We start from the raw sequence: 24,029 nt of genomic DNA on the forward strand, positions 1-24,029 counted from the left end.
CCGTGAGACGGCTGAAGAGCTGGGTCCGCCGGCTGCTGGCCACCCGTTTCCTGGCCCTGTTGCGCAAGGAGATCCAGCAGATCCTGCGGGACCGGCAGCTGATCAAACTGCTGCTCATCCCCCCCACCATCCAACTGCTCGTCTATGGCTTCGCCCTCAATCCCGACGTGCGTTTCCTGCCCCTGGGGGTGGTGGATGAGGTGCATGGTGCGAGCAGCCGGGAGCTGATTTCCGCCCTCACCGAGAACCAGGTGTTCGTCGACGCCGCCCGCCCCCGTTCGGAGCGGGAGCTGGCCCGAAAGGTGGAACGGGGGGAACTGACGGCAGGGCTGGTGATCCCGCCCGACTTCCGACGTCGCATCGTCCAGGGACGAACCGCGGAGGTGCAGGTGTTCATTGACGGGGTGGATGCCAACAGCGCCGGCATCGCCAACGGCTACATCCAGCAGATCCTGCGGCGCTTCCGGCCCGATGGATCCCCCGCCACGCCGCGGTCACCGCCGCCGGTGACCGCGGCGGTGACGTTCCTCTACAACCCCGGCCTGCGCAGCAGCTGGTTCTTCGTGCCGGGGGTGATGGGACTGGTGCTCACCCTGATCGCCTCGCTGGTGTCGGCGGTGGCCCTGGTGCGGGAGAAGGACACCGGCACCCTCGAGCAACTGCTGATGACCCCGGCCAGCGCCTGGGAGATCCTGCTGGCCAAGATCGCGCCCCTGTTCGTGCTGCTGCAGGTGGACGTGGCCCTGGCCCTGGTGCTGGGCCGCACGGTGTTCGGCCTGCCCTTCCGGGGCCAGCTGCCGCTGTTTCTGCTGCTCTCGGGGCTTTACCTGTTCGTGGGCATCGGCATCGGCATCCTGCTGGCCACGGTGTGCCGTTCCCAGCAGCAGGTGCTGCTCACCGCCTTCTTCATCAACCTCCCCCTGGTGCAGACCTCCGGCGCCATCGCGCCGATCGAGAGCATGCCGGCGTTCTTTCGGGGCCTTTCCCTGCTCAATCCGCTGCGTCACTACATCACCATCGTGCGGGGCATGCAGCTGAAAGGCGTCGGTCTGGAGACGCTCTGGCCCCACGCTCTGACCCTGGCCATCATGGCGATGGCGCTGATGGCGTTCAGCATCTCGCGCTTCCGCAGCCAGCTGAGCTGACAGCCCTCGCCGGCACGCCGGACACATCCGGTCATCACCCCGTGGCCCCGGCCCCATTGCGCCGAGAGCGAGCGCCGATTGACTGGCGGGGCCCTCAACGCTCGACCCATGACCGTCACTCGAGCCCGGCTTCGGCGTCGAGCCGGCCAGGCCTCTCCGTTGCTCCTGGCCCTGCTGCTTCCCGCCCCGGCGGCGGCCACCACCTATCAGGCCCTCTGCGGCAACAACCCCTGCAGCATCAACCTCGACGCCAACGGCATCGGCGGCAGGAACAGCTTCATCCCCATCGGTCGGATCGCCCGCTGGTACGCCGGCGGACAGGAGACCTTCGACAGCACCAACGGCACCGTGGGAGCCGTGGGTGGCGGCACCGCGGGGGCCATCGCCGGTGGCCTGCTGCTGGGTCCGATCGGTCTGGTGGGGGGCATGGTGGGCGGCGCCCTGGCCGGATCCAAGGCCGGCAAGACCGCCGATCTGCATTTTTCGGTGGTGGGCTACGACAGCGCCGGCGACAAGACGACGCTCAACTTCCGCTTCGTCAATCCCAGGCCCGCCAACCAGCTGAAGCAGGAACTGGCGGTGCTGACAGGCCTGGCCATGGGTGAAACCCGTTCCCTCGCTGACCTGCAACGGCAGCGGGATGGCCTGCCGCAGCGCCTCGGCAGTGGACCATCACCCCAGGCGATTCCCTCCCAGTCCTACGGGGCACCCTCCCGTTACCGCTGAGCCTCGACCGCCAGCCGATCCAGAGCCTCCTGCATGGTGTGCGTCACCTGCCGGTAGCACTGCTGCACATAGGCCCGATCGCGGCTGGCGGCATGGCCGCTGCGCTCGAAGTGGATCGGCGGGCAGACCCGCGTGCGGATCCGAACCGGCAGGGGCAGGTTGAGCAGCGGTCCCAGGGCAAGGCCCCAGGGGAGGCCCAGGTAGAGAGGCATCACCTCCGGATCGATGCCGAGTAACCAGGGCATCCCCCGCTCGTGCAGGGCCCGGAACTGGGGGTAGAAATCCTCCAGCACCACCAGGGTGTCGTGGGCCCCCCAGGAGATCACCGGAACGATCGGCAGGCCCTGCCAGATCGCCAGGCGCAGGAAGCCGGTGCGGCCGGCGAAATGGATGCGGCCCCGGTCCCGGTGGGGGCGGAAGGTGTCCTGCCCGCCACCGGGGTACACCAGCAGGCTGTGGCCCTCCTCCAGGGCCGCCAGGGCCAGGCGCGGGTGGAAAGGGATGGCGCCGGTGCGGGAGGCCAGATCCGCCAGCGGCGGATAGCCCAGCCAGACCTTGGGATGCGCCAGGCCCAACACCCTGCGTTCCAGGCCAAAACGGCGAAACCAGTCGTACATGACCATGTGCATGTCGGGCGCCGCCAGGCCGCCGTTGTGGGTGCCCACGAACAGCACGGGGTCCGTGGCGGGGATGTGCTCCCAGCCATCAGAAACGACACGGAAGTAGTGGTGGTAAAGCCAGCCCCAGAAGGGCATCAGTCGCTGGATCAACTGCGGATCCCGGCGTTGCCAGCGGTGCAGCGCGGCCTGGCGGGACACGGGCATGGGCGAAAGGAGAGAGGGCTGGAGTCTGGCCACCCGTTGGGCCCGGCCCACGGGTTGTCCTTTCTAGGGTTGTTCGTGGCCTGCCGCACCTCGCTGCACCCGCTTCCTGCCTTCTGCCCCATGGCCGAACTCACCCTGCTGTTCGATGGCGGCTGCCCCCTGTGCCTGCGGGAGGTCAAGACCCTGCGCCGGCGCGATGCAGAGCGGGACCGCCTGGCCTTCGTGGACGTGGACGACCCCGCCTACGACCCGGCCCGCTACGGCGGCGTCACCTACGCCGACGCCATGGGCCGCATGCACGCCCTGCGTGCCGACGGTGAAGTGATCCGGGATGTGGAGGTGTTCCGCCAGGCCTATGGGCTGGTGGGGCTGGGCTGGCTTTACGCCCCCACCCGCTGGCCCCTGCTACGGCCACTGGTGGACGCTCTTTATGGACTCTGGGCCCGCTGGCGGCTGGCGATCACGGGGCGGCCCCCGCTGGAGGTGCTCTGCCACGACCGATGCTCCAGAACCCATGGGGCCACCGCCAAGCCCGTGGGTCCCTGAAGGCTCAGGGGCAGGCCGCCTCCCCCATCTCCCCGAGCACGGCATCGGCCTGCTCGGCCAGGGCCGCCCCATCGGCCGTGTAGAAGGTGAACCCCAGCCGGTTGCGGTAGTGCACCGCACGGGTGCGCTCGATCAGCTGTTCGGCCTGGCGGCGGCAGAGCAGCAGGGCCTCGTAATCGATGGGCACGAACACCTGATCATTGGCATTGGCCCCGTCGGCCTGGCGGCGCAGCAGGGGACAGAGACGCCCGCGCAGCTCCTGCACCAGCGCGATTTCCGCCGTCATCGCTTCGGCCGCCAGGGCATCCCGCCGCTCACGCAGCATGCGGCACTGCTCCAGGTTGGCGGCCAGGGCGTCGGTGGTGAGCAGCAGGCCCCCGAGACAAGCCAGACCCGAACAGACCCAATGGCCCCATCGGGCCGCCAGGGGAGACCTCATGGGAGGAAGCGCACCACCTGCAGGTCGGCCGGGAGCCGGTCGCGGCGCAGGGCAGGTCCCGAAACAGATAGCACCCGCACCGGCTTGAGGGGCAGGCGCAACTCCACGTCCAGATCCGTGGCGGACACCGCCAGCCCGGTGACCGCGAAGCGGTCGATCACGTACGGCAGCCCATTGGAGGCCAGGGGGGAGGGTCCATCCATGACATGGACGTGCACCACCGTGGCCTCGGCCACCGCCAGGGCCTCGCGACCGAACTGGGGATAGCTGAGGTTGCGGGTGGGATCGACCTGGGCCAACCGGTTGCCGGGCTCCAGCTGGATCCAGTCGATCGCAAACCGCTGGACCAGCCGCTGGGGCAGCTGGGCGCGGGAGCCGAAAGCGGTGTTGACCAGCAGCACGGCGCTCTGGCCGGGGCCGGAGAGGGTGAGCAGGGGACTGCCGCTCCGGGCCGGGGCCGTGGGTCCAATCGGGAGGCCCGTGGGGATCAGGGTTGGTTTGACCCACCCCAGTGACGACAGGGGGAACGACGGCATGGATGGGTGGGTGAATCAGACGATTCTCCTCCCCAAGGATCGTGTCACCAAAGGCAAGGAGCGGTAGCCGATGGATCCATGGCCAGGACACTGCGGACGACGAATCTGCGGCTTGCCGGCGACAAAGGTTATGGGTGAATTAAGCAGGATTTAAGACGTTCCATACACCCCGGCTGCCTTTGGGCTTCACCAACAGAAGGTATGGAACGACACGAATCGCCGTGACCTGGGGCACGGGAGAGAAAAGAGTGAAAGTTAAATTAATGGGGTGCCGCTGGACGCTCTGATTTCACCAAGAAAATCTGAACTTGTCTCCTCCAGATTCTGAATTCTATTTCGGCGGGTATCCCTGCAGAAACATATTCGCTGCGAAGCAACTCTCTGTGGACGTGTAGTCCGCCTTGGCAAGGTTATATCTACGATTGAACGAACAATCATTGCTCAGATTTCAATCACAGTGTTGCTTCCTTTTCATGCCAATTGATCTGACCGGCGATTACGTCCAGGATTTCGACAGCCTGCCGAACCTGCCGACAAGCCCTGCCCAGAACTGGCAAGACGACGTGACCCTCGTCGGATGGTTCTCAAGCCGCACAGGAACCGGCACAACCATTGTTCCCGGTACTGGTTCGTTAAACGCCGGTGGCCTTTACAGCTTCGGCGCCAGCGGATCGGCGGATCGCGCCCTGGGTTCGGTGGGCTCGGGCAACGCTGCAGGAGGAGATTTCACCTGGGGCGTCTCCTTCCGAAATGAATCAGGGAGCACGATCGAAACCCTGTACATCCAATACCAGGGTGAACAGTGGCGTTTCAGCGGTTCGGCTACCGCCCAGACCCTGGATTTCCAGTATCAAACCTCGATCCAGCCTGGGCTCTGGTCAGATGCCGACAGCCTGGATTTCACCAGCCCGATCATCAGTGGCAGTGCCGGTGCCCTTGATGGCAATGCCTCGACCAACCGCACCCTGATTTCGGGCACCCTCACCAATCTGGGACTGCATCCGGGTGAAAGCCTTCAGATCCGCTGGTCTGACCCAGACCATCCGGGCAGCGACCACGGACTGGCCATCGATGACTTCCAGGTCTCTGTCAACCCACTCACGGGGTCTCCCCCCGCCGGCCTCACCCTGCTCCAGAGCCATGGCAATACCGTCGTCGCCGAAGGCGGCGGCGGCGACAGCTTCGCTATCCAGCTCGATCGCCAGCCATCCGACGCGGTAACGCTGACGCTGGCCGAGGCGGCCGGAATCCCGCAACTGGTGCTGCAGCCCACCCAGCTGGTCTTCACATCCAGCAACTGGTCGGTTCCCCAGACCGTCACCCTGGCCGCCATCGATGACGACATCGTGGAAGGGAGCCAGGCGACCAGCCTGCAGTTCACGCTGGCCAGTGCGGACCCCTCCTACGACGGCCTGACGGTGCCCCCGCTGCCGGTGGACATCATCGACAACGATGGCGTCGTCACCCGGATCCACGCGATTCAGGGCAGCGGCGCCAGCTTCGATCCCGCCTTCGCAGGGGTTCAGACCATCGAAGGGGTGGTGGTCGCCAGCTTCCCGGGCTCGATCGGATTGAACGGTTTCTTCGTTCAGGAGGAGGACGCCGACGCCGATGCCGATCCGTTCACCTCCGAAGGCATCTTCGTCTTCGATCCGAGTGGCCGGTTCAGCGGTGGCGTGGGCAGCAAGGTGCGCGTCACCGGAGACGTGAGGGAATTCACCAGCAGCGGCAGCGGCATCGCCGGCCCCTACGCCAGCAGCCTCACCCAGATCTACGACCCGAGCACCATTCTCGATCTGGGCACGGTGGCCCTTCCTGCTCCGGTCAGCATCGTCCTGCCGGTGGCCGATGTGACGGTCCTTGAGCGTTACGAAGGCATGCTCGTGACGGTCAGCCCCTTCTCCGGTGACCTGATCGTCACCGACACCTTCAAGCTGGGCCGTTTCGGCCAGGTGGGTCTCTCCGCCGGTGAACGGCTCGATCAGTTCACCCAGGTGAACGCCCCGAGCGTCAGCGGCTACGCGACCTACCTCAATGAGCTGCTGACCAGGAGCATCATTCTCGACGATGGCAGCAGCCGGCAGAACCCCGATCCAGTCATCCACAGCCGCGGGGGTCAGCCGCTCAGCGCCGACAACACCCTGCGCGGCGGAGATGCCATCGGCTCCATCAGCGGGGTGCTTGATGAGCGCTTCGAAGGCTACCGGGTGCAGACCCTCAGTCCGGCCTCCTTCACACCCACCAACCCTCGTTCGTTGGCGCCTCCCCCAGTGGTTGGTGAAGTGAAGGTCGGCACCTTCAACGTGCTCAATTACTTCAGCGACCTGGACACCAATGCTGTGATCAGCATTCCCGGCGGCGTCAGCTTCGAACCCCGGGGTGCCAACACGGCCATCGAACTGTCCAGGCAGCAGGAGAAGCTGGTCAGCGCCATTCTTGGCCTGGATACCGATGTGCTCGGCCTGATTGAGATCGAGAACGACGGACCCGCCACCCTTGCCAATCTCGTCGATGCCCTGAACGCACAGGCCGGGGCAGGCACCTATGCCTTCATCGACGATACGGCCCTCCTTGATGACCCCAACCCTGCTCCGAACGCTGTCGGTACAGACGCCATCAAGGTGGCCATTCTGTACAAGCCAGGTGCCGTGCTGCCCATCGGCTCCGCGCGCAGCTTCGCGGAAGCCGATCCTGCCAATCCAATCTTCGATCGTCCCCCGGTCGCCCAGACCTTTGTCACACCAGCAGGGGGGAGATTCAGCGTGGTGGTGAATCACTTCAAGTCGAAGGGATCGTCTGCAGGGCTGAGCGGAGATGCGGATCAGGGCGACGGTCAGGGCTTCTCAAACGCCACCCGGGTAGCCCAGTCCCAGGCCCTGCTGGCCTTCGTTGAGACGTTGAAAACAAGTTCCGGTGACGACGATGTGCTGGTTCTGGGCGATCTCAATGCCTACGCCCGTGAGGATCCCATCACCACCCTCACGAACGGAGGTCTCGTCAATCTCTTTGACGAGGATTCCTACTCCTACCAGTTCAACGGTCAGTGGGGATCCCTGGATCACGCCCTGGCCACGGCCAGCCTGTCATCCCAGGTGAGCGGAGCGCACAAGTGGTCCATCAATGCCGATGAGCCGGTGGTGCTCGACTACAACACCGAGTTCAAATCCCCCAATCAGGTCAACAGCTATTTCACTACCGGTCCGTTTCGCACTTCGGATCACGATCCTCTCCTCATCGGACTCACCCTCACCAACACCGACACCAATCCCATGATCACCAGCGGCAGCGCCTTCAGCATCGACGAAGCCAACAGCAACGGCATCACCGGCCCCTCCAGTTCCGCGACGCCTTACATCACCTCCTCCAACCCGGAGGTGCAATTCACGTCGCTGTTCACGGTGGGCGATGACGTGAACGGCTACCGCATGGTGGGCATCCCCGACGGCATGGGGGCCTTCGACAACGGCGATGGCACCTTCACCCTGCTGATGAACCACGAACTGGCCAACACCAGGGGCATCGCCCGGGCCCATGGCCAGCCGGGGGCTTTCGTATCGCGCTGGGTGATCGACAAGAGCAGCCTCGAGGTGCTCAGCATCGAGGACTTCCTGCGCAATGGCACCAGCGTCTACCTGAGCGACAACGACCCTGCGGCGGGCCTGGCCCACAGCGCCTACCTGGCGGCCGCTACCACGATCCTTTCCCGTCTCTGCTCGGCGGATCTGGCAGCCGTCAGTGCCTACCAGTGGATCGATCCCGCCACGGGCACGAGCTATGGCACCGCCGCACGCCTGTTCCTGAGCGGGGAGGAATCCAGTGGCTCCGTCATCGGCGTGGGCCCGGAGGCCACCACCCTGTTCGGGCGCCTGTTCGCCTGGGCGGCCACCGACGACACAGGCACCCCCCTCGATGAGGCCGGCACTGCCTGGGAAGTGCCCCATGGCGGCCTGTTCGCCTGGGAGAACGCGGTGGCCAATCCCCTGGCCCAGCGAAAAACCCTGGTGATGGGTCTCGACGACAGCAATGGCGGCCAGATGTACCTCTGGGTCGGCGACAAGCAGACCAGTGGCACCGTGGTGGAGCGGGCTGGCCTCACCCGCCAGGGCCCTGACGACAGCCTCTATGTGGTGAAGGTGTCCGCGCTGTCCAGCCTCGATGGGGCCGGGGTGCCGACCGAAACCCTCGACGCCTCTGTGGAAGGGTCCTTCACCCTGGCGAATCTGGGCGACGTCTCGGCCCTCAGCCTCGACGGGCTGGAGGCCGCCAGCGATGCCGCCGGCGCCACCCAGTTCCTGCGGCCCGAGGACGGCCAGTGGGATCCGGCCAACCCCTCGGATTTCTATTTCGTCACCACCAGCCGCTACGACCAGACCAAGGACGGCATCGGCAGCCAGGTGGGCCGCTCCAGGCTCTATCGCCTGCGCTTCGACGACATCAGCCAACCGCAACTGGGCGGCAGCATCACGGCCCTGCTCGATGGCACCGAAGCGGGGAACATGTTCGACAACATGACCATCGCCGGCGGCAAGGTGATCCTCCAGGAGGACGTCGGCAACCAGCAGCATCTCGGCAAGATCTGGAGTTACGACATCGCCGCCGACAGCCTCACCGAGCTGGGATCCCACGACCGCCAGCGTTTCGGTGATGTCGGCGTTCCCGCGGTCGCGCCCTTCAACCAGGACGAGGAGAGTTCCGGGGTCATCGACATGTCGGAGATCCTCGGCGCCGGCACCTTCCTGCTCAACGTCCAGGCCCACTACGCCATTCCCGGTGAGCTCGCCGAAGGCGGCCAGCTGCTGCTGATGCGCACCAACGCCGCCAGCGGCCAGCCCCTGGTGACCACCGTGACCGCCAACGATCCGGAGAACGACCCCCTCAGCTTCACGATCTCAGGCGGTGAAGACGCCGCCGACTTCACGATTGATCCCAGCACCGGCGAACTCCGCTTCAAGGTTGCCCCAGATGCGGAGAACCCCGCCGACGCCGACGGCAACAACGTCTATCTGGTGGAGGTGAGCGTCAGCGACGGCAACTCAGCCCCGGTGAGCCAGACCATCACGGTCAGCGTGAACCCGGTGAATGAGGGCCCCACGAACACCACAGCGGCTGCGGTGAGCGTGGTCGAGAACACCACCTTCGTGACCACAGCCAGCGGCACGGATCCCGAAGGAGCCGCCCTCAGCTTCGCCATCAGCGGCGGGGCCGATGCAGCCCACTTCAGCATTGATCCCGCCACCGGTGAACTTCGCTTCCTGATCGCCCCGGACTTCGAGGCCCCAAGCGACAACGGCGCCAACAATTCCTATGTCGTGGGGATCACCGTTTCCGACGGGGTCAATGCCCCCGTGGCCCGCTCGGTGGTGGTGAGCGTCACCGACGTGAAGGAGGCTCCCATCCCCAGCAACGCCCTCTCCGTCACCCCCATCGGCAGCTACGCGTCCGGCATCGCCGGCGTGGCCGAAGTCGTCGCCCATGATCCGATCAGCCAGCAGCTGTTCAGCCTCAACGGCGTCGCCAACCGGCTCGATGTGATCAGCATCACCAATCCGGCGGCTCCCGCCTTGGTCGGCAGCATCGACCTGGCGCCCTATGGCGCCGCGCCCAACAGCGTGGCGGTGAAGAACGGCCTGATCGCCGTGGCCATGCAGGCCAGTCCCAAGACCGATGCGGGCAAGGTGGTGTTCTTCAGCACAGCCGGGGTCTTCCAGAACCAGGTGAGCGTGGGGGCCCAGCCCGACATGCTCACCTTCACTCCCGACGGGCTGAAGGTGCTCGTGGCCAACGAGGGGGAACCCAACGTGGGCGACACGATCAACCCGGAAGGCTCGGTGTCGATCATCAGCCTGGCGGCTGGCGTGGCCGCCGCCACGGTGAAGACCGCCGGCTTCAGCGCCTTCAACGGCCAGGAGGACAAGCTGCGCGGCCAGGGCGTGCGCATCAGCGCCGGCAAGAGCGTCGCCGTGGATGTGGAGCCGGAATACATCGCCGTCTCCCCCGATGGCCTCACCGCCCGCATCACCCTGCAGGAGAACAACGCCGTCGCGGTGCTCGACCTCAGCACCGACACCATCACCGCGATCCAGGCCCTGGGACTGAAGGACTACAGCCAGGGTCTGCCCCAGGTGAAGACCTTCGACTTCAACGAGGCCAGCCTGCCGGTCCTGGGCACCACGGCGACGGGCCAGGACCTGAAGCTGGGCGGTTTCTCCGGGCTGCATTTCGAAGGCATCGATGCGGCCAGCGGCAACCTGAAGTTCATCACCAACACCGATCGGGGCCCCAATGGCGAACCGAGCGACGTGCTTCCGGCCGTGCCTGGCAATGAACGTCCTTTCGCCCTGCCGGACTTCGCCCCCGAACTGGTCCGTTTCCAGCTCAACCAGGCCACCGGTGCGATCAGCATCACCGGCCGCATCGCCCTGAAACGCGCGGACGGCACCCCCCTCACCGGCCTGCCCAACCTGCAGGTCGGTGCCGCCGGCGGCGCCTACACCGATGAGGTGGGCGTGGATCTGGCGGGTAACCAGCTGGCCAACGATCCCTTCGGCGCCGACCTGGAAGGCATCGTGGTGGCCCCCGATGGCAGCTTCTGGCTGCCGGACGAGTACCGCCCGGCGATCTACCACTTCGATGCCGGCGGCACCCTGATCGACCGCCTCATCCCGATCGGCACCGCCGCCGCCGCCGGCCAGCCCCCCGGCAGTTTCGGAACCGAAGTCCTGCCGGCGGTTTACGGCCAGTTCCGCCGGGCCAACCGGGGCTTCGAAGCTATCGCCATGGAAGGCGACACGCTCTACGTCTTCATCCAGACCAACCTGGAGAACCCCGGCAGTGGCAGCCTGAACGCTGCGCGCGCCAACGGCGTGATCCGCATCGTGGCGTTCGACACCACCACCAGCACGGTGAGCGGCGAATACGTCTACGTGATGCGGGACACCACCGCCGGCGGCCTCGCCAAGACCGACAAGATCGGCGATGCGGTGGCCCTGGGCGACGGCCGCTTCCTGGTGGCCGAGCGCGACGACCGCATCGGCACCGATTCCAACAAGCTGATCTACGAGATCAACCTGAAGGGCGCCACCAACGTGCTGGGCACCGCCCTGGCCACCGCCACCAGCGGCACCACCCTGGAAAGCCTCAGCCCCGCGGGCCTGGCCGCCAATGGCGTCCGGCCAGTGGACAAGCGCCTGGTGGTGAACGCCGCCGCCATCGGTTACACCGGCGTCAGCAAGCTGGAAGGTCTAGCGGTGGTCGACGGCGACACCATCGCTGTGATCAACGACAACGACTTCCAGATGGCCGGCGCCATCACCGGTGATGGGTCGGCGCCGCTGAACCCGAACCCCGAACCGATCCGTCTTGGCCTGATCGACTTCAACCTCAGCAACGGCCTCGATGCCAGCGACCGGGACGTGGACGGCAGCTCAGGGGCCGGCGGCAAGATCAACATCCAGCCCCGGCCCGTCTTCGGGATGTACATGCCCGATGCCATCGCGGCCTACGCGGTGGGCGGCAAGCGCTATTTCATCACGGCCAACGAGGGCGACGACCGCGACGACTTCATCACGGCCGCTGAAACCATCCGCGCCGGGGCCTCCGGCTACCTGCTCGATCCAGCCGCCTTCCCCGATGCCGCGGCCCTGAAGAACAACGCCGTGCTGGGCCGGCTGACCGTCTCCGCCATCGACGGCGACATCGATGGCGACGGGGACGTCGATCGGATCCAGGCCTACGGCGCCCGCTCCTTCTCCATCTGGGACGAAGCGGGCAACCGGGTCTTCGACAGCGGCGATGCCCTGGAGCTGATCACCGCCGCTCAGGTGCCGGCCCTGTTCAACGGCGAGGGTACCGCCGCCAGCTTCGACACCCGCTCCGACAACAAGGGGCCCGAGCCCGAAGGGGTGGCGATCGGCGAGATCAACGGCCGCCACTACGCCTTCGTGGGCCTGGAGCGGGTGGGGGGCTTCATCACCTACGACGTGACCGATCCGCTCAAGCCGGTGTTCGTCACCTACACCAACCCGGCGGCGAACCCGGTGGGCACCCCCGGCCAGAGCGATCGCGCGCCGGAAGGGATCGCCTTCATCAGCGCCGCCGACAGCCCCACTGGCCAGCCCCTGGTGGTGACGGGCAATGAAGTGAGTGGCAGCACCACCCTCTACAGCGTCACCATCCCCGCCACCTACACCCTTCAGATCCTCAGTTACTACGGCGAAAGCGGCCTGCTGGGCGTCGAAACCGCACCGATCCTGGGCGCCCTGATCGACCGCTTCGACGACCAGTACGCCAACACCCTCAAGCTGGGCGAGGGCGACACCTTCATCCCCGGCCCCTGGCTGATCGGCGGCGCCGACCCTTCCCTCAGCGCAGTACCCGGTATCGGCAGCACGGCCCTGGGCCGGCCCGACATCGCCATCTTCAACGCCTTCGGCACCGACGCCTCGGCCTTGGGCAACCACGAGTTCGACCTCGGCTCCCCGGTCCTGCAGGGCGCCATCAGCCCCTCGGGCGCCTGGGGCGGCGCCCTGTTCCCGTTCATCACCGCCAACCTGAATTTCGCCGCCGACAGTTCCCTGCGCGGCCTGGCCGACGCCTCGATCGGCGGCAGCGCCGCCAATGCCTTTGCCGGAGCGGAGGCCAGCAGCATCAAGGGCAAGATCGCTCCCTATGCCGTCGTCACCGAGGGCGGCGAAAAGATCGGCATCGTCGGCTCCACCACCTTCGAACTGCTCAGCAAGAGCTCGCCCAACGGCACCGTCCCCAAGGACGACGCAGATCCCGCCACCAGCGATCTCCAGGAGGTGGCGATCTACGTGCAGGCCGCCATCGACGCCCTGCGCGCCCAGGGCATCAACAAGATCGTCATGGTCGACCAGCTCGACACCCTGGATCGCAACAAGGCCCTCGCCCCCCTGCTCTCAGGCGTCGACGTGATGGTGGCCGGCGGCGGCCACGAGCGCCTCGGCGATGCCAACGACGTGGCGGTCGCCTTCAACGGCCACGATGCCGATTTCATCCCCGGCGAGAGCTTCCCGATCGTCACCGCCGGCGCTGACGGCAAACCGGTCCTGATCATCACCACCGACACCGAGTTCACCTACCTCGGTCGGCTGGTGATCGACTTCGACGCCAACGGCGAGATCATCGTCTCCAACCTGAATGCGGTCATCAACGGCGCCTACGCCGCCACCGAGGCCACCCTCCAGGCCGCCTACGGCACCACCGACAGCGCCGAAACAATCATCGCCGCCAGCAGCATCGGCTCCCAGGTGAAGGCCATCACCGAGGCCATCAACGACGTGATTGTGAGCAAAGACGGCAACATCTTCGGTTACACCAGCGTCTACCTGGAAGGCGATCGCGTCTTCGGCCGCACCCAGGAGGTGAACCTCGGCTCCATCACCGCCGATGCCAACCTCGCCAAGGCCCGGGCCGCCCTCGGCGGCGGCGCCGTGCTCGCCTCGCTCAAGAACGGCGGCGGCATCCGCGCCTCGATCGGCTCGATCGGCGAGAGCGGCGAGAAGCTTCCCCCCGCCTCCTCCCCGGTGAAACCGGCCGGTGCCATCTCCCAGCTGGACATCGAAAACGCCCTGCGTTTCGACAACAAGCTGATGGTGTTCGACGCCACGCCCCAGCAACTGCTCAACATCCTTGAGTTCGCCGCCGGCCTCTCCTCCGGGCCTGCCCAGCAGAACGGCGGCTATGCCCAGATCGGTGGCGTGCGCTTCTCCTACGACCCCAGCCGACCCGCCGGCTCGAAAGTGCTGGATGTGGCGGTCTACGACGAAGCCGGCCAGCTGGTGGCGAAGATCGCCGACAACGGCGTGCTGCTCAGCGCTGCCCCCGCCACCATCAGCGTGGTGGCCCTCAACTTCACCGCCAACGGGGGCGACAGCTACCCCATCAAGGCCAATGGTGAGAACTTCCGCTACCTCCTGAGCGACGGCTCCCTGTCGGAAGCGGTCGATGAGAGCCTCGATTTCACCGCCACCGCCACCTTCGCCAGCGTCGGGCTGACGAACGCCGATCTGCTGGGCGAGCAGAAGGCCTTCCAGGACTTCCTGCTGGCCAACCACGCCACCCCCGCCACCGCCTACGCCACCGGCGACACCCCCGCCTCCCTCGACCAGCGCATCCAGAACCTCCAGTTCAAGGCCGATACCGTCTTCCCTGGCATCGACCTGTCCACCTACGTGCGCGTCGGCCGCTACGACCTGCCCGAACCCACTCGAACCACGCCCCCCGCCGGCAGCCTGCTGGCCCAGGAGGTGTCGGCCGTCACCTTCAACCAGGACACCGGCACCCTGTTCGTCGTCGGCGATGGCGGCACCTCGGTGGTGCAGGTCAGCAGGACCGGCCAGCTGATCGATTCGATGACCCTGGCCCCCGGCAGCAGCCCCCAGGGCACCGACTTCTACGACCCCGAAGGCCTCACCTACGTGGGGAATGGCCAGTTCGTCCTGGTCGAAGAACGTGACCGGCAGGCCATCCTGTTCACCTATGCAGCGGGCGGGACCCTCACCCGGGCTGACACGAAGACCGTCAAGCTGGGCACCTCCATCGGCAACGTCGGCCTTGAAGGCCTCACCTATGACCCCCAGACGGGAGGCTTCATCTTCGTCAAGGAAATCCAGCCCCAGGGGATCTTCCAGACCTCCATCGACTTCGATGCCGGCACCGCCAGCAACGGCTCCCCGGGCACGGTGAATGCCACCAACCTGTTCGATCCTTCCCTGGCGGGCCTGGCGGATTTCGCTGATGTTTTCGCCCTCTCCAATCTTGATTATCTCCAAGGCCAGAGCGATTCCGCCAACCTGCTGGTGCTCAGCCAGGAGTCGGGAAAGGTGGTGGAGGTGGATCGTGCCGGCAACGTGCTCAGCTTCCTGACGATCCTCTCGGATCCCGGCAATCCGCTTTCTGTCGCCAATCAGCAGCACGAAGGGCTGACCATGGACGACAGCGGTTACCTCTACATCGTCAGTGAGAACGGCGGCGGCGATTTCGACCGTCCCCAGCTCTGGGTCTATGCCCCTTCCAGCGTGGCCAACCAAGCCCCCACGGCGATCGCCCTGACCAACACGGTGACCGAGATCGAGGAGAACACCTCCACCACCACACGCCTCAAGGTGGCGGATGTGGTGATCTCCGACGATGGTCAGGGAGCCAACAACCTGACGGTGACTGGAGCGGATGCGGCGTTCTTCGAAGTGGAGGCCAGTGGGCTGTACATCAAGGCCGGTACGGTGCTCGATTTCGAAACCAAAACCTCCTATGCCATCAGCGTGGCGGTGGATGATCCCGCGGTCGGCGCCAACCCCGACGCCAGCACCAGCTTCAACCTGGCGCTGACGGATGTGGTCAACGAGGGCGGTCCGCCGCCGTCCACCAATGGCCTGGTGATCACAGAGGTGGCTCCCTGGAGCAGTGGCAACTCGCCGGTGGCCGCCGACTGGTTCGAGCTCACCAACACCGGTTCCACCGCCATCGACATCAGCGGCTGGAGGATGGACGACAACTCCGGCTCCTTCGTGGCCTCCGTTCCGCTCAGCGGCATCAGCAGCATCGCCGCCGGCGAATCGGTGATCTTCATCGAGGGAGCCAGCCCCAACGCCACCTTCCTCAGCAACTGGTTCGGCGCCAATGCCCCTGCGGGTCTGCAGATCGGTAGCTATTCCGGCTCCGGGGTGGGTCTGAGCACGGGCGGCGATGCGGTCAACATCTACGACCCCAACGGGGTGCTCAAGGCCAGCGTCGCCTTCGGGGCCTCCCCCGCCCCACCGACGCTGGCCAGCTTCGACAACGCCGCCCTGCTGAACAATTCCCTCACAACGCTCACCACCTTGAGCAGCGTCGGGGTCAACGGGGCCTTTGGGATCACCTCCAACGATGGAAACACCGAAATCGGCTCCCCCGGGCGCATCGCTTCGCTGCCAGAACCTCCTTCGCTGATCATCTCGGAAGTCAGCCCCTGGAGCAGCGGCAACAGTTCCTATGGCGCCGACTGGTTCGAGATCACCAACATCGGCTCCCGTGCGGTGGACATCACCGGCTGGAGGTTCGACGACAACTCCAACAACGCCGCCAATGCCGTCGCCCTGAATGGGATCACGAGCATCGGCGCCGGCCAGTCAGTGGTGTTCATCGAGGGGGACGCCGCCACCGCCGAGGCCTTCAAAACCGCCTGGTTCGGCAGCAACGTCCCCGCCGACTTCGCCATCGGCACCTACAGCGGCTCCGGCGTGGGCCTGAGCACGGGCGGCGATGCCGTGAACCTCTTCGATGCCAGCGGCCATCGCATCACCGGGGTCAGCTTCGGGGCCTCCACCACGGGCTTCAGCTTCGACAACGGAGCCGGTGCCGGCAGCTCCACCCTGCCGCTGCCGATCCTTGACACCCTCAGCAAGGCAGGCCTGAAGGGGGCCTTCCTGGCTGCCGACGGGGCGGGCACCGGTTCACCCGGCAGCGCCAAAGCCAACGCTGCGCTGAGCCTCGGCAATGAACTGATCCAAAACCCCAGTGCCTTCGACTTCAGCTTCGGCAGCACACTGCCGGCGGCCGTCGCCCTCCAGGCCCGCTTCCTCGACGTCCAGGGGCAGCCGGTGGCAGGGGTCCAGACCCTCGCCACCGCCGTCGGCCAGGCCTCCGGCCTCCCGGCCGGTTTCGCGGCGGCGGATCAGCAAGGGGTGCTCGGCGATGGCCAGTTCGATGGCAGCGTCGAATTCTTCCTCACCAACCTCTCCAGCGGCGCCACCACACCCCTGAGCCTTTCGGGCTCGGCGGCGACCGGGTTCGTCCTCGCAGGCGGTGGGCTGAGCATCACCGCCAGCCTCACGCCGGAAGCGCAGAAACCGGAGGTCTTCAACACCAGCTTCTCCATCGGCACCGATGCGCTGATCGGGCTGGATCTCTCCGGCCTCACCAACCAGCTCAACCTGGATGTGGAGATCTACCGCGAGGCGGCCTTCAACAGCACCCTGGGCCTCTATCTCTCCGATCGCAGCACCGGCGATGTGATCGATCCCCTCACCGGGGCCGTGGCCAGCGGCGGCAGCTGGGCCGGCAGCGAATCGGCCTACCGCCAGGCGGCGGTGGCCAACGCGCTCTGGAGCGGAACCACCGCCAACAACACGGTGGCCAGCCTCTCCGCCACGGTGAGCCTCAACGATGCGCTGCGCTTCAGCGACTACGTGCTGCTTCCTTTCATTCAGGTGGCCAACACCAAGCAGATCTACGTGGCCGGGGCCTCAAGGAATGCGGACGATTTCGGCCACATTCAGCTGATCGGCACCAACACCTTCGGCTTCGAGGATCTGCGCGGCGGCGGTGACGCCGACTTCGACGATCTCATCCTCCGGGTCAACGCCCTCTGAGGAACCCGAAGCGAAGCCGGGACGCCAAGAAAAATCCGGTGTGGCGCCCTTAGCGGGTGACCACACCGGAACTGAATTCCAGGAGAACCGCAAACCTAAGTCGTTCCTTCAAATGGGGGACGGGAAGCGAACACCTGCGGCGGTAGCGGCTGCCACAACGGCCGTCCGACCGGCCAGGACATCCCTGAGCTGCGAGAAAGACGTCGGAGCTCGTGCCATGGCGGAGTGGTCGTCATCGATGCGATGCAGGGTTGCGGAGGCTGGGCAGCGGCGTCAATGGGTGTTGTTGATCAGGCCCAAACCTTCTGGGGGAGTGGCCCTCAGGGATTGCAGCGTGTGCAATCACCTGGATCAGCCGCAAGCAAACCATCCCGACGAGGCTTCTCCTCCCGGTGCCCGCAGGCCACGCACCTCCACACTTCGGCCTGGAGTCGCTGGGTGGGCTGACCGCACCACGCGCAGAGCAAACCGACCAAGCCCTCGCAACGGCCCCAGCCGAGGGCCCACAGACCGGACAGGGGCTGGCGATCCGCCGAACAATCCGGAAGGCCGGGGTGCGGATCGACGCCAGGCGGGTCGGATTGCAGTCGGCCCGCATGTCGCTCTCCAGCCGGACCAGCCCGTCGGCAGAGGCCCCGGCACATCGCCCAAGGGCCTGAACCAGCTCTCCGGGAGTGCGGATCCCCTTGATCAGGGGACCCTCTGCCGAGGCGGCGCCCAAACTGCCTTCGCTGGCCAGCCCGAGATCCAGGCCCGTGTGGTCCATGCCTGCCTGTGCCTTGCGCCGGCAGGTCTCGAGGGCATCGGCGGGACGGGGGCGCTCCCCGCTGAAGGTGCCGAGCAGGTCCGTATCGAAGCCGCTGGCCACGACCACGGTGGGGTCGAGACCACGGCGGAAGGCCCTGGCCTGCAACCACTTTTTGCCATGACGATTGGCCAGGCTGCCCGGGCGCCCAGCAACAAGCACCGGGGTGCGACGGGGGAAGGGAGGCAATCCGATCACCGGAACTTATCGGCTGGATTGGTAATCCTGCGTTGAAGTAGCACCCAACAGCCGAATCCGGTCATTAATGTTCCCGGACTCGAACACCAAGTTCTCCTCGGAGGTTCGGTTCAGGCACCACTAACAAACACAACGCCGTCTCCTTTCATCCACAGCCTGCAACGCCGCCCGACAGAACTCCCCGCCATGCCATCCGCCGTGACATGACCATCACCATGCCCGCACGACCGCTGCGCCTGACCCTTCGCGCCGATGATCATCTGCCGGCCGACTTGAGTTGGCGGATCGATGATGGTTACATCCGCGCCAATACCTGGAATGAGGAGGGTGAATCCATCACCCTCGGCATCTGGGGACCTGGCGAACTGATCACCCCCACGGGTTGCGGGGTGACCCCTTACGAACTCATCTCGCTCACCAGGGTGGTGGTGGTGGAGTGTGAGCCCAGCGAGAGCGAGATTCTCGCCTTCATGCGTGATCTGTTCACACAGACCACCCATCTGTTGCAGATCCATCGGGTCAGACCCGCCGACGCGCGGCTGCTGCGGTTGCTGCACTGGATCGGCGCTCGCTTCGGCCGGGTCAGCAGAAGCGGCACCACCCTCTCCCTGGAGGACATGAACCTGACCCACCGCCATCTGGCCGATATCGCCGGCATGACCAGGGTCACCGTGACCAAAGCCCTGACCCGTTTCCGCAGCAAGGGCCAGGTCGTCAGGGTCAGCGAGGCCGATCTGCTGGTGCCTCGCGACACCAGCCTGGACCCCGTCAGCCCCGCCCCCCATCCCATGGCCTCCCTTCCCTTCCCGAGAACCCTTCGCCATGAACCCCCTGCCCACCAGAACGCCGGCTTCCGAACCCCTTGACGCCATTCCCTGGCATCAGCAGTTGCGCCGCACCCAGATCGTCCGGGCCCTGGAGGCTGTCCAGGACCTGATCGCCATCTCCCTGTGTCTGGGACTGTTTGGCGTGATGGTGCTCCAACTGAAGCGCACGTTCACGACCCTGGTTTCCACGTCGAAATTCCACGAGGTCACGGCCGACATCCTCTTCATCCTGATCCTGGTGGAACTTTTTCGCCTGCTGATCATCTACCTGCAGGAACAGCGGGTGTCGATCGGGGTGGCGGTGGAGATCGCCATCGTTTCAGTGCTGCGGGAAGTGATTGTGCGCGGCGTTCTGGAAACCGACTGGCAACAGATTCTGGCGGTGTGCCTGTTTCTGATGACCATGGCCCTGTTGATGGTGGTGAGGGTCTGGCTGCCGCCCACCTTTGCCGGCGTCGACCCGGAAGCGCAGGTTTCGGCTCGCATGCGCCAGCAGCAGGAGTCCTCAGACACCCAGGTCACTCATCAACGGATAGAGTTCTGAGGACCGGACAACAGAGTCGGACAACGGAATTCTCATCAAACAACAAACCTGAGGCTCCTGAAAAACCGTCACTTCAAGCATCAATCCCAGCCTCCAAAAGACAGCATTATCCCCGGGAGTGGCAAGCCTGCTGGAAGTCATCGCCCAGGCTGCCAGACCCCTGATTTAGGAGACATCAACCCACGCTTGACCATCCCAGGCCGCGTTCATTCCGTGCCCCTGAGTTTGGGACGTACCGGGACATTCCACGCCACGGGCTCGCAGGGCTTTTTCTCTACAACCGCTTGGCCCACGACGACGTGGAATGAGTCAAAGGGGTCGCGCCCCTCCGGCTCTGCCAAGATGCGTCCCCGACCCGGGGTTGCCGGCTTGGTGCAGACATCTCCGCCCCTGGCCCTGCTCCTTGCGGTGAGCCTCGCCGCTTCGCCTCCGGCGCGCGCCCTGGAACAGATCGAACTGAAACTGCCGTTGGTGGACACCACCTTCTCGATCCGGCTGGCCGAACTGAGCGATCCCCGGGCCCTGCTCGCGGGCCACAGCGATCTGGCCGAACTCGACCAAGCCACCCGGGGCAGGATCGGGCGCCAGCTGGTGGAACTGTTCAACGCCCCTCTTCCCCTGCAGGCCCTCGAGGTGGCTCACCAGGTGGTCCCTTCTCCCCTGGCCCAGCAGGCCCTGCTGCTGCTGTCCTCCCTCGGGGGCGTTGATGGTCTGCCGGCCGATGTGTCCAGCGAAACCGTGCTGAACGTCCTGGACCTGGCCTACGCCCGTGGTTCCCTGACGATGCTGGGAGTGCTCCAGGCCGTGCCGGGCCAGACGGCCTTCGTCGATCTCGGCAAGGGCCTGTTCCTGCTGCAGCGGATGAACGCTCAGCTGCGGTCGGCCGCAGGCCTGCTGGATGGGACGACCCCGGCGGCGGTGGATCCCGCCCTTGCCGGCCCTGGTCCCCTGCCCGTGCGGCGCGACACCCTGAACCTGTCGGTGACCTACCGGCCCCTGCCCCTGGAGGTGGTGGTGATCCGTCCGTCCCAGCAGGCCTCCGGTCGGCTGGTGGCGATCTCCCACGGACTCTGGGATGGACCGGAGAGCTTCGAGGGCTGGGGGCGACATCTGGCCAGCCACGGCTACACCGTGCTGTTGCCCCGCCATCCCGGCAGCGACCGGACCCAGCAGCAGGCCATGCTCTCCGGCAAGGTGCCCCCGCCCGGTCCGGCGGAGCTGCGCCTGAGGCCCCTCGACATCTCCGCCCTGATCGATGCGGCGGCGGCGGGGCAGCTGGGGTTGCCGGCCGGTGTGAACACCGGTTCGGTGGTGGTGCTGGGCCACTCCTGGGGGGCCACCACCGCCCTCCAGCTGGCGGGCGCCCGTCCCCGTTCGCAGCAACTGCAGAAGCGTTGCAACGATCTACAGGACCCCCAGCGCAACCTCAGCTGGGTGCTGCAGTGCAGCTTTCTGGGCGCCACCGATCAGGCGGCCCTGGCCGACCCGCGGGTGAAGGCCGTGGTGGCGGTGAGTCCGCCGATGGCGCTCCTGTTCGATGCCGAGGCCGCCCCTGTGTTCCAGGGTCGGGTGCTGCTGGTGAGCGGCAGCCGCGACTGGGTGGTGCCACCCGGCCCTGAAGCCGTCGCACCGATGGCCCGCATCGCCCGCCTGGGGAATCGGGGCCATCAGCTGGTGCTGGCAGGGGGAGGGGACCACTTCAATCTGGGCTCCACCTACGACCAGGGCGGAGGGCCCCTGCGGGGTCTGCTGCTGGGTTGGGTGAACGGAGCCTTCGCCGCGGGGTCCGGGGTCGCCCCAGGCCTGGGGGCCCCAGAGCTGTTGCCCCCGAATGGCTGGGGGGATGGCGTTCTGTCCCTCAGCGACGTGAGCGGCCGGCTGCCGAGTTGGAACCCCTGACCCGTCAGGGGCCGCCATCTGACCCACACTTGGCCCCCATGGTTCCGACCCTGATTGATGTCGCCTCGGCCCCCCCATCCGCCATCGTCCCGTGCCTGGGGCGGAGCCGGGCTGGCCGCCCTGTTGACCCTGGCGGCTCCGTCGGCCCGGTCGGCCGAGCAGGTGGTGTTCGTCAGCGGAGCCTTCCGCCGTTCGATCCCCGTCGCCGACCTGGAGCGGCTGGCCCAGACGGGCGAGGCCGTGGGCCTGCTGGGGGATGCTCTCCGCCTGGGCGGCAAGGACCCCGCCGAGGTCGGCAAGCTGCTGAACCACCGGGTGACGCTGCCGCTGGTACTGACCACACGGCTGTTGAGCACAGGCTTCGGGGAGACCGCCCTGGAAAAACTGTCCATGATCATTTACCCCCTCAAGGCTCCTGGGGTGGGGATGGTGGCCCTGCGTTCGGCCACGATCCTGGGTCTCGAGGCTGGCTCGGGCAGCCTGTCGGCGGTGGGGTTCCTGCGGGCCTATCCCAATGAAGACGTGGCGATCAACCTGCCGGCGCTGCAGTCGGCCCTGCAGGGGCTCAGCGGCATGGGCAACGTCGTCAAGGAGTTTCTCGAATCGGACCTCGGCGCCAACCTCGAGCGGGTGAAGCCCCCCGGGGCTCCGGCCAAACCCTGAGGAGGGTCACAGGCCTGTAGGAGCGGACGCGGACCACTGAGGTGCTGCGCTGACGCCGCAGGGTGCTTCCGTCGATTGATCCGCCGTGACCTGTCGCCCCGCCCATTCCGCCGGTGCGGGGTTGCCGCTAAGCGGCCATGGCCATCTGAGCTTCGGGTTGCGGCAGCGCCAGCCGCCTCAGGATCGCCACCAGGGCCCCCAGTTGGGGGCCTTCGAGATGGAACAGACCCTGTTCCACACTGGCCCCACGGGCCGCCAGCACGTCGTGGATGGCCTCACAGATCGCCCCCGCCTGGGAGTCCGACGCGACGCCACACACCTGGACGGTCTCCGCCAGGCCGCCGGGAGCGGCAGGACTGTCCGTGATCTGGAGCCGAAACCAGCGCAGGCCATCCGGCATCGGATGGGCCGTCAGGTGCACGAAATGGTGGCAGTCAGAGAGACGTCGGTCCACCGCCCGTCCCAGCTGCAGCGCCAGGTCGCCGTCGTGATTGTCACCCAGGCCGATCTGGGCATGGAAGGCGGCTTCCAGACGCTGCTGCTCGGCATCCGTGGCTTGCCTCAGCCCGCGGCACACCTCGGAAAGGAGGTGCTCCTGCCAGCCATGGGCCACGAACACGGGCAACAGGGTGGCGTCATCAGCGTCGAAAGCCCGCTGGAGGTTGCCCGGCAGGGTCGCCGGGGTGCCATCGCTGGCGTGGCGAAGCAACCATTCCTGCAGGGCCGTGACCGGTGCCGCCATGTCAATCGTTTATTCAACTCGCTTTAAGCCTAGCTTCATTTTGTCTCTTCGCCAGCCTCGAGCCGCCACAGGGCCAGGCCGCCGCCCCGTCCCCGGGCCGCCAGCCACCCCTGGGACGTCCCCGTCGCTGGATCCGGCTCGCCTGGCCCAGGAAGGTTGGCGGCGATCAGGGCGAAGAACGGCCGGCGCAGCGGATCTGGCGGGGGCAGGGCACGCTCGATCAGTACCCGACCACCCAGCAGTAACCGGAGGCGATCGAAGCTGAAGACCAGCAGGGGACGGCGACCCTGCAGCCGGCCAACCCCGTCAAAACGAAGCTCCAGGGCACCGAGGCGAACACTGTTCACCATCCGCATCGTCTCGCCACCTTCCTCCCCGTGGTCCGGCGCCAGCTGCAGCCGAGCCGCCAGACCCCGCAGCAGGGCGGCACCGAACGCGGCTGGCCGCAGACTGCCCTTGCTCCAGATCCGCTCCAGTCGCCAGGAGCCGATCAGCGCAGCCTCGCTCAGACCGCTGCCCTGGCGGCGGCTGCGTCGCTCTCGCTCCAGTAACCACTGGGCCTCAGGGATCACGGCAGAACGCCTCGGGAAGCAAGAGGCCAACGCTAGGGACGGCCTGCCGCCCAGCGGCCGGCCAGGTCGCAATCGCCAGCTGCTATTGAGAATCGCTTGCAAAAGGGGCCGTGGGGCGTCTAGGTTGCGAGCAGTTCGCAATAAGGGCGCTCCTCTCCGATGCGCTACCGCTTCCTTCCCGATGACCCCGTCA

At 66.4% G+C, this 24,029-nt stretch carries 14 protein-coding genes and 1 pseudogene; 8 read left to right on the forward strand and 7 right to left on the reverse strand.

What is annotated here, in order from left to right; genetic code table 11:
- Positions 1-2 precede the first annotated feature (2 nt).
- Positions 3-1,145 carry an ABC transporter permease gene (locus tag VB739_RS08525; RefSeq protein ID WP_323356670.1) on the forward strand — a complete coding sequence of 381 codons (1,143 nt, stop codon included), beginning with the start codon at positions 3-5 and terminating at the stop codon, positions 1,143-1,145.
- Between the two features lie 108 nt (positions 1,146-1,253).
- Entirely contained in the window at positions 1,254-1,871 is a 618-nt protein-coding gene (locus VB739_RS08530; RefSeq protein WP_323356671.1) for a hypothetical protein, read from the forward strand.
- On the opposite strand, the gene VB739_RS08535 is transcribed toward VB739_RS08530, so the two are convergent.
- Positions 1,862-2,695: a lysophospholipid acyltransferase family protein gene (locus VB739_RS08535; protein WP_323356672.1), complete on the reverse strand. Its 834-nt coding sequence runs from the start codon at positions 2,693-2,695 to the stop codon at positions 1,862-1,864. The genes VB739_RS08530 and VB739_RS08535 overlap by 10 nt on opposite strands.
- A 120-nt stretch (positions 2,696-2,815) precedes the next feature.
- Here VB739_RS08535 and VB739_RS08540 point away from each other — a divergent pair, with 120 nt between their 5' ends.
- Positions 2,816-3,241 (forward strand): DUF393 domain-containing protein, encoded by a 426-nt coding sequence (locus tag VB739_RS08540; protein ID WP_323356673.1) that lies wholly within the window; start codon positions 2,816-2,818, stop codon positions 3,239-3,241.
- A 4-nt stretch (positions 3,242-3,245) separates the two neighbouring features.
- Here VB739_RS08540 and VB739_RS08545 read toward each other — a convergent pair whose 3' ends face one another.
- Both VB739_RS08545 and VB739_RS08550 read right to left on the reverse strand, forming a co-directional pair.
- A complete protein-coding gene (locus VB739_RS08545; protein WP_323356674.1) occupies positions 3,246-3,680 on the reverse strand; it encodes a hypothetical protein in 435 nt (144 codons plus the stop codon).
- Positions 3,677-4,216, reverse strand: a complete 540-nt coding sequence (locus VB739_RS08550) for a hypothetical protein (protein WP_323356675.1) — start codon at positions 4,214-4,216, stop codon at positions 3,677-3,679. Before VB739_RS08550 ends, VB739_RS08545 begins: the two co-directional genes overlap by 4 nt.
- A gap of 473 nt (positions 4,217-4,689) precedes the next feature.
- Here VB739_RS08550 and VB739_RS08555 point away from each other — a divergent pair, with 473 nt between their 5' ends.
- Complete coding sequence (locus VB739_RS08555; protein ID WP_323356676.1) at positions 4,690-17,586, forward strand: ExeM/NucH family extracellular endonuclease; 12,897 nt, start codon at positions 4,690-4,692, stop codon at positions 17,584-17,586.
- 320 nt (positions 17,587-17,906) lie between these two features.
- Here VB739_RS08555 and VB739_RS08560 read toward each other — a convergent pair whose 3' ends face one another.
- The gene (locus VB739_RS08560; RefSeq protein ID WP_323356684.1) at positions 17,907-18,230 is read right to left on the reverse strand and encodes a DUF6671 family protein; all 324 of its coding nucleotides are present in this window, start codon (positions 18,228-18,230) and stop codon (positions 17,907-17,909) included.
- Positions 18,128-18,352 (reverse strand): annotated as a pseudogene (locus VB739_RS08565) (hypothetical protein); the annotation flags it as partial. The gene VB739_RS08560 and the pseudogene VB739_RS08565, both read right to left, overlap by 103 nt.
- Positions 18,353-18,804: 452 nt before the next feature.
- On the opposite strand from VB739_RS08565, the gene VB739_RS08570 reads away from it, so the two are divergent.
- The 4 genes from VB739_RS08570 (at position 18,805) to VB739_RS08585 (ending at position 22,522) form a co-directional block, all read left to right on the forward strand.
- Positions 18,805-19,455, forward strand: coding sequence for a Crp/Fnr family transcriptional regulator (locus VB739_RS08570; protein WP_323356677.1), 651 nt, complete (start codon positions 18,805-18,807; stop codon positions 19,453-19,455).
- Positions 19,412-19,960 carry a phosphate-starvation-inducible PsiE family protein gene (locus tag VB739_RS08575; protein ID WP_323356678.1) on the forward strand — a complete coding sequence of 183 codons (549 nt, stop codon included), beginning with the start codon at positions 19,412-19,414 and terminating at the stop codon, positions 19,958-19,960. Before VB739_RS08570 ends, VB739_RS08575 begins: the two co-directional genes overlap by 44 nt.
- A gap of 372 nt (positions 19,961-20,332) precedes the next feature.
- Positions 20,333-21,859 carry a dienelactone hydrolase gene (locus tag VB739_RS08580; RefSeq protein WP_323356679.1) on the forward strand — a complete coding sequence of 509 codons (1,527 nt, stop codon included), beginning with the start codon at positions 20,333-20,335 and terminating at the stop codon, positions 21,857-21,859.
- A 57-nt stretch (positions 21,860-21,916) separates the two neighbouring features.
- Entirely contained in the window at positions 21,917-22,522 is a 606-nt protein-coding gene (locus tag VB739_RS08585) for an alpha/beta hydrolase (RefSeq protein ID WP_323356680.1), read from the forward strand.
- A 127-nt stretch (positions 22,523-22,649) separates the two neighbouring features.
- On the opposite strand, the gene VB739_RS08590 is transcribed toward VB739_RS08585, so the two are convergent.
- Positions 22,650-23,264: a hypothetical protein gene (locus VB739_RS08590; protein WP_323356681.1), complete on the reverse strand. Its 615-nt coding sequence runs from the start codon at positions 23,262-23,264 to the stop codon at positions 22,650-22,652.
- Positions 23,265-23,299: 35 nt separating this feature from the next.
- On the reverse strand, positions 23,300-23,836 hold the full coding sequence (locus VB739_RS08595; protein ID WP_323356682.1) for a hypothetical protein: 537 nt from the start codon (positions 23,834-23,836) through the stop codon (positions 23,300-23,302).
- Positions 23,837-24,029 lie beyond the last annotated feature (193 nt).

It is taken from the genome of Cyanobium gracile UHCC 0281 (assembly GCF_034931305.1).
Taxonomy (GTDB): domain Bacteria; phylum Cyanobacteriota; class Cyanobacteriia; order PCC-6307; family Cyanobiaceae; genus Cyanobium; species Cyanobium gracile_A.

What these genes read in the sequence shown, in the direction of transcription:
- VB739_RS08540 (WP_323356673.1), top strand. Translation starts at nt 2,816, where the DNA reads ATGGCCGAACTCACCCTGCTGTTCGATGGCGGCTGCCCCCTGTGCCTG.
- VB739_RS08585 (WP_323356680.1), top strand. Translation starts at nt 21,917, where the DNA reads ATGTCGCCTCGGCCCCCCCATCCGCCATCGTCCCGTGCCTGGGGCGGA.
- VB739_RS08550 (WP_323356675.1), bottom strand. Translation starts at nt 4,216, where the DNA reads ATGCCGTCGTTCCCCCTGTCGTCACTGGGGTGGGTCAAACCAACCCTG.
- VB739_RS08545 (WP_323356674.1), bottom strand. Translation starts at nt 3,680, where the DNA reads ATGAGGTCTCCCCTGGCGGCCCGATGGGGCCATTGGGTCTGTTCGGGT.
- VB739_RS08575 (WP_323356678.1), top strand. Translation starts at nt 19,412, where the DNA reads ATGAACCCCCTGCCCACCAGAACGCCGGCTTCCGAACCCCTTGACGCC.
- VB739_RS08535 (WP_323356672.1), bottom strand. Translation starts at nt 2,695, where the DNA reads ATGCCCGTGTCCCGCCAGGCCGCGCTGCACCGCTGGCAACGCCGGGAT.
- VB739_RS08560 (WP_323356684.1), bottom strand. Translation starts at nt 18,230, where the DNA reads ATGTGCCGGGGCCTCTGCCGACGGGCTGGTCCGGCTGGAGAGCGACAT.
- VB739_RS08570 (WP_323356677.1), top strand. Translation starts at nt 18,805, where the DNA reads ATGCCCGCACGACCGCTGCGCCTGACCCTTCGCGCCGATGATCATCTG.
- VB739_RS08530 (WP_323356671.1), top strand. Translation starts at nt 1,254, where the DNA reads ATGACCGTCACTCGAGCCCGGCTTCGGCGTCGAGCCGGCCAGGCCTCT.
- VB739_RS08590 (WP_323356681.1), bottom strand. Translation starts at nt 23,264, where the DNA reads ATGGCGGCACCGGTCACGGCCCTGCAGGAATGGTTGCTTCGCCACGCC.
- VB739_RS08555 (WP_323356676.1), top strand. Translation starts at nt 4,690, where the DNA reads ATGCCAATTGATCTGACCGGCGATTACGTCCAGGATTTCGACAGCCTG.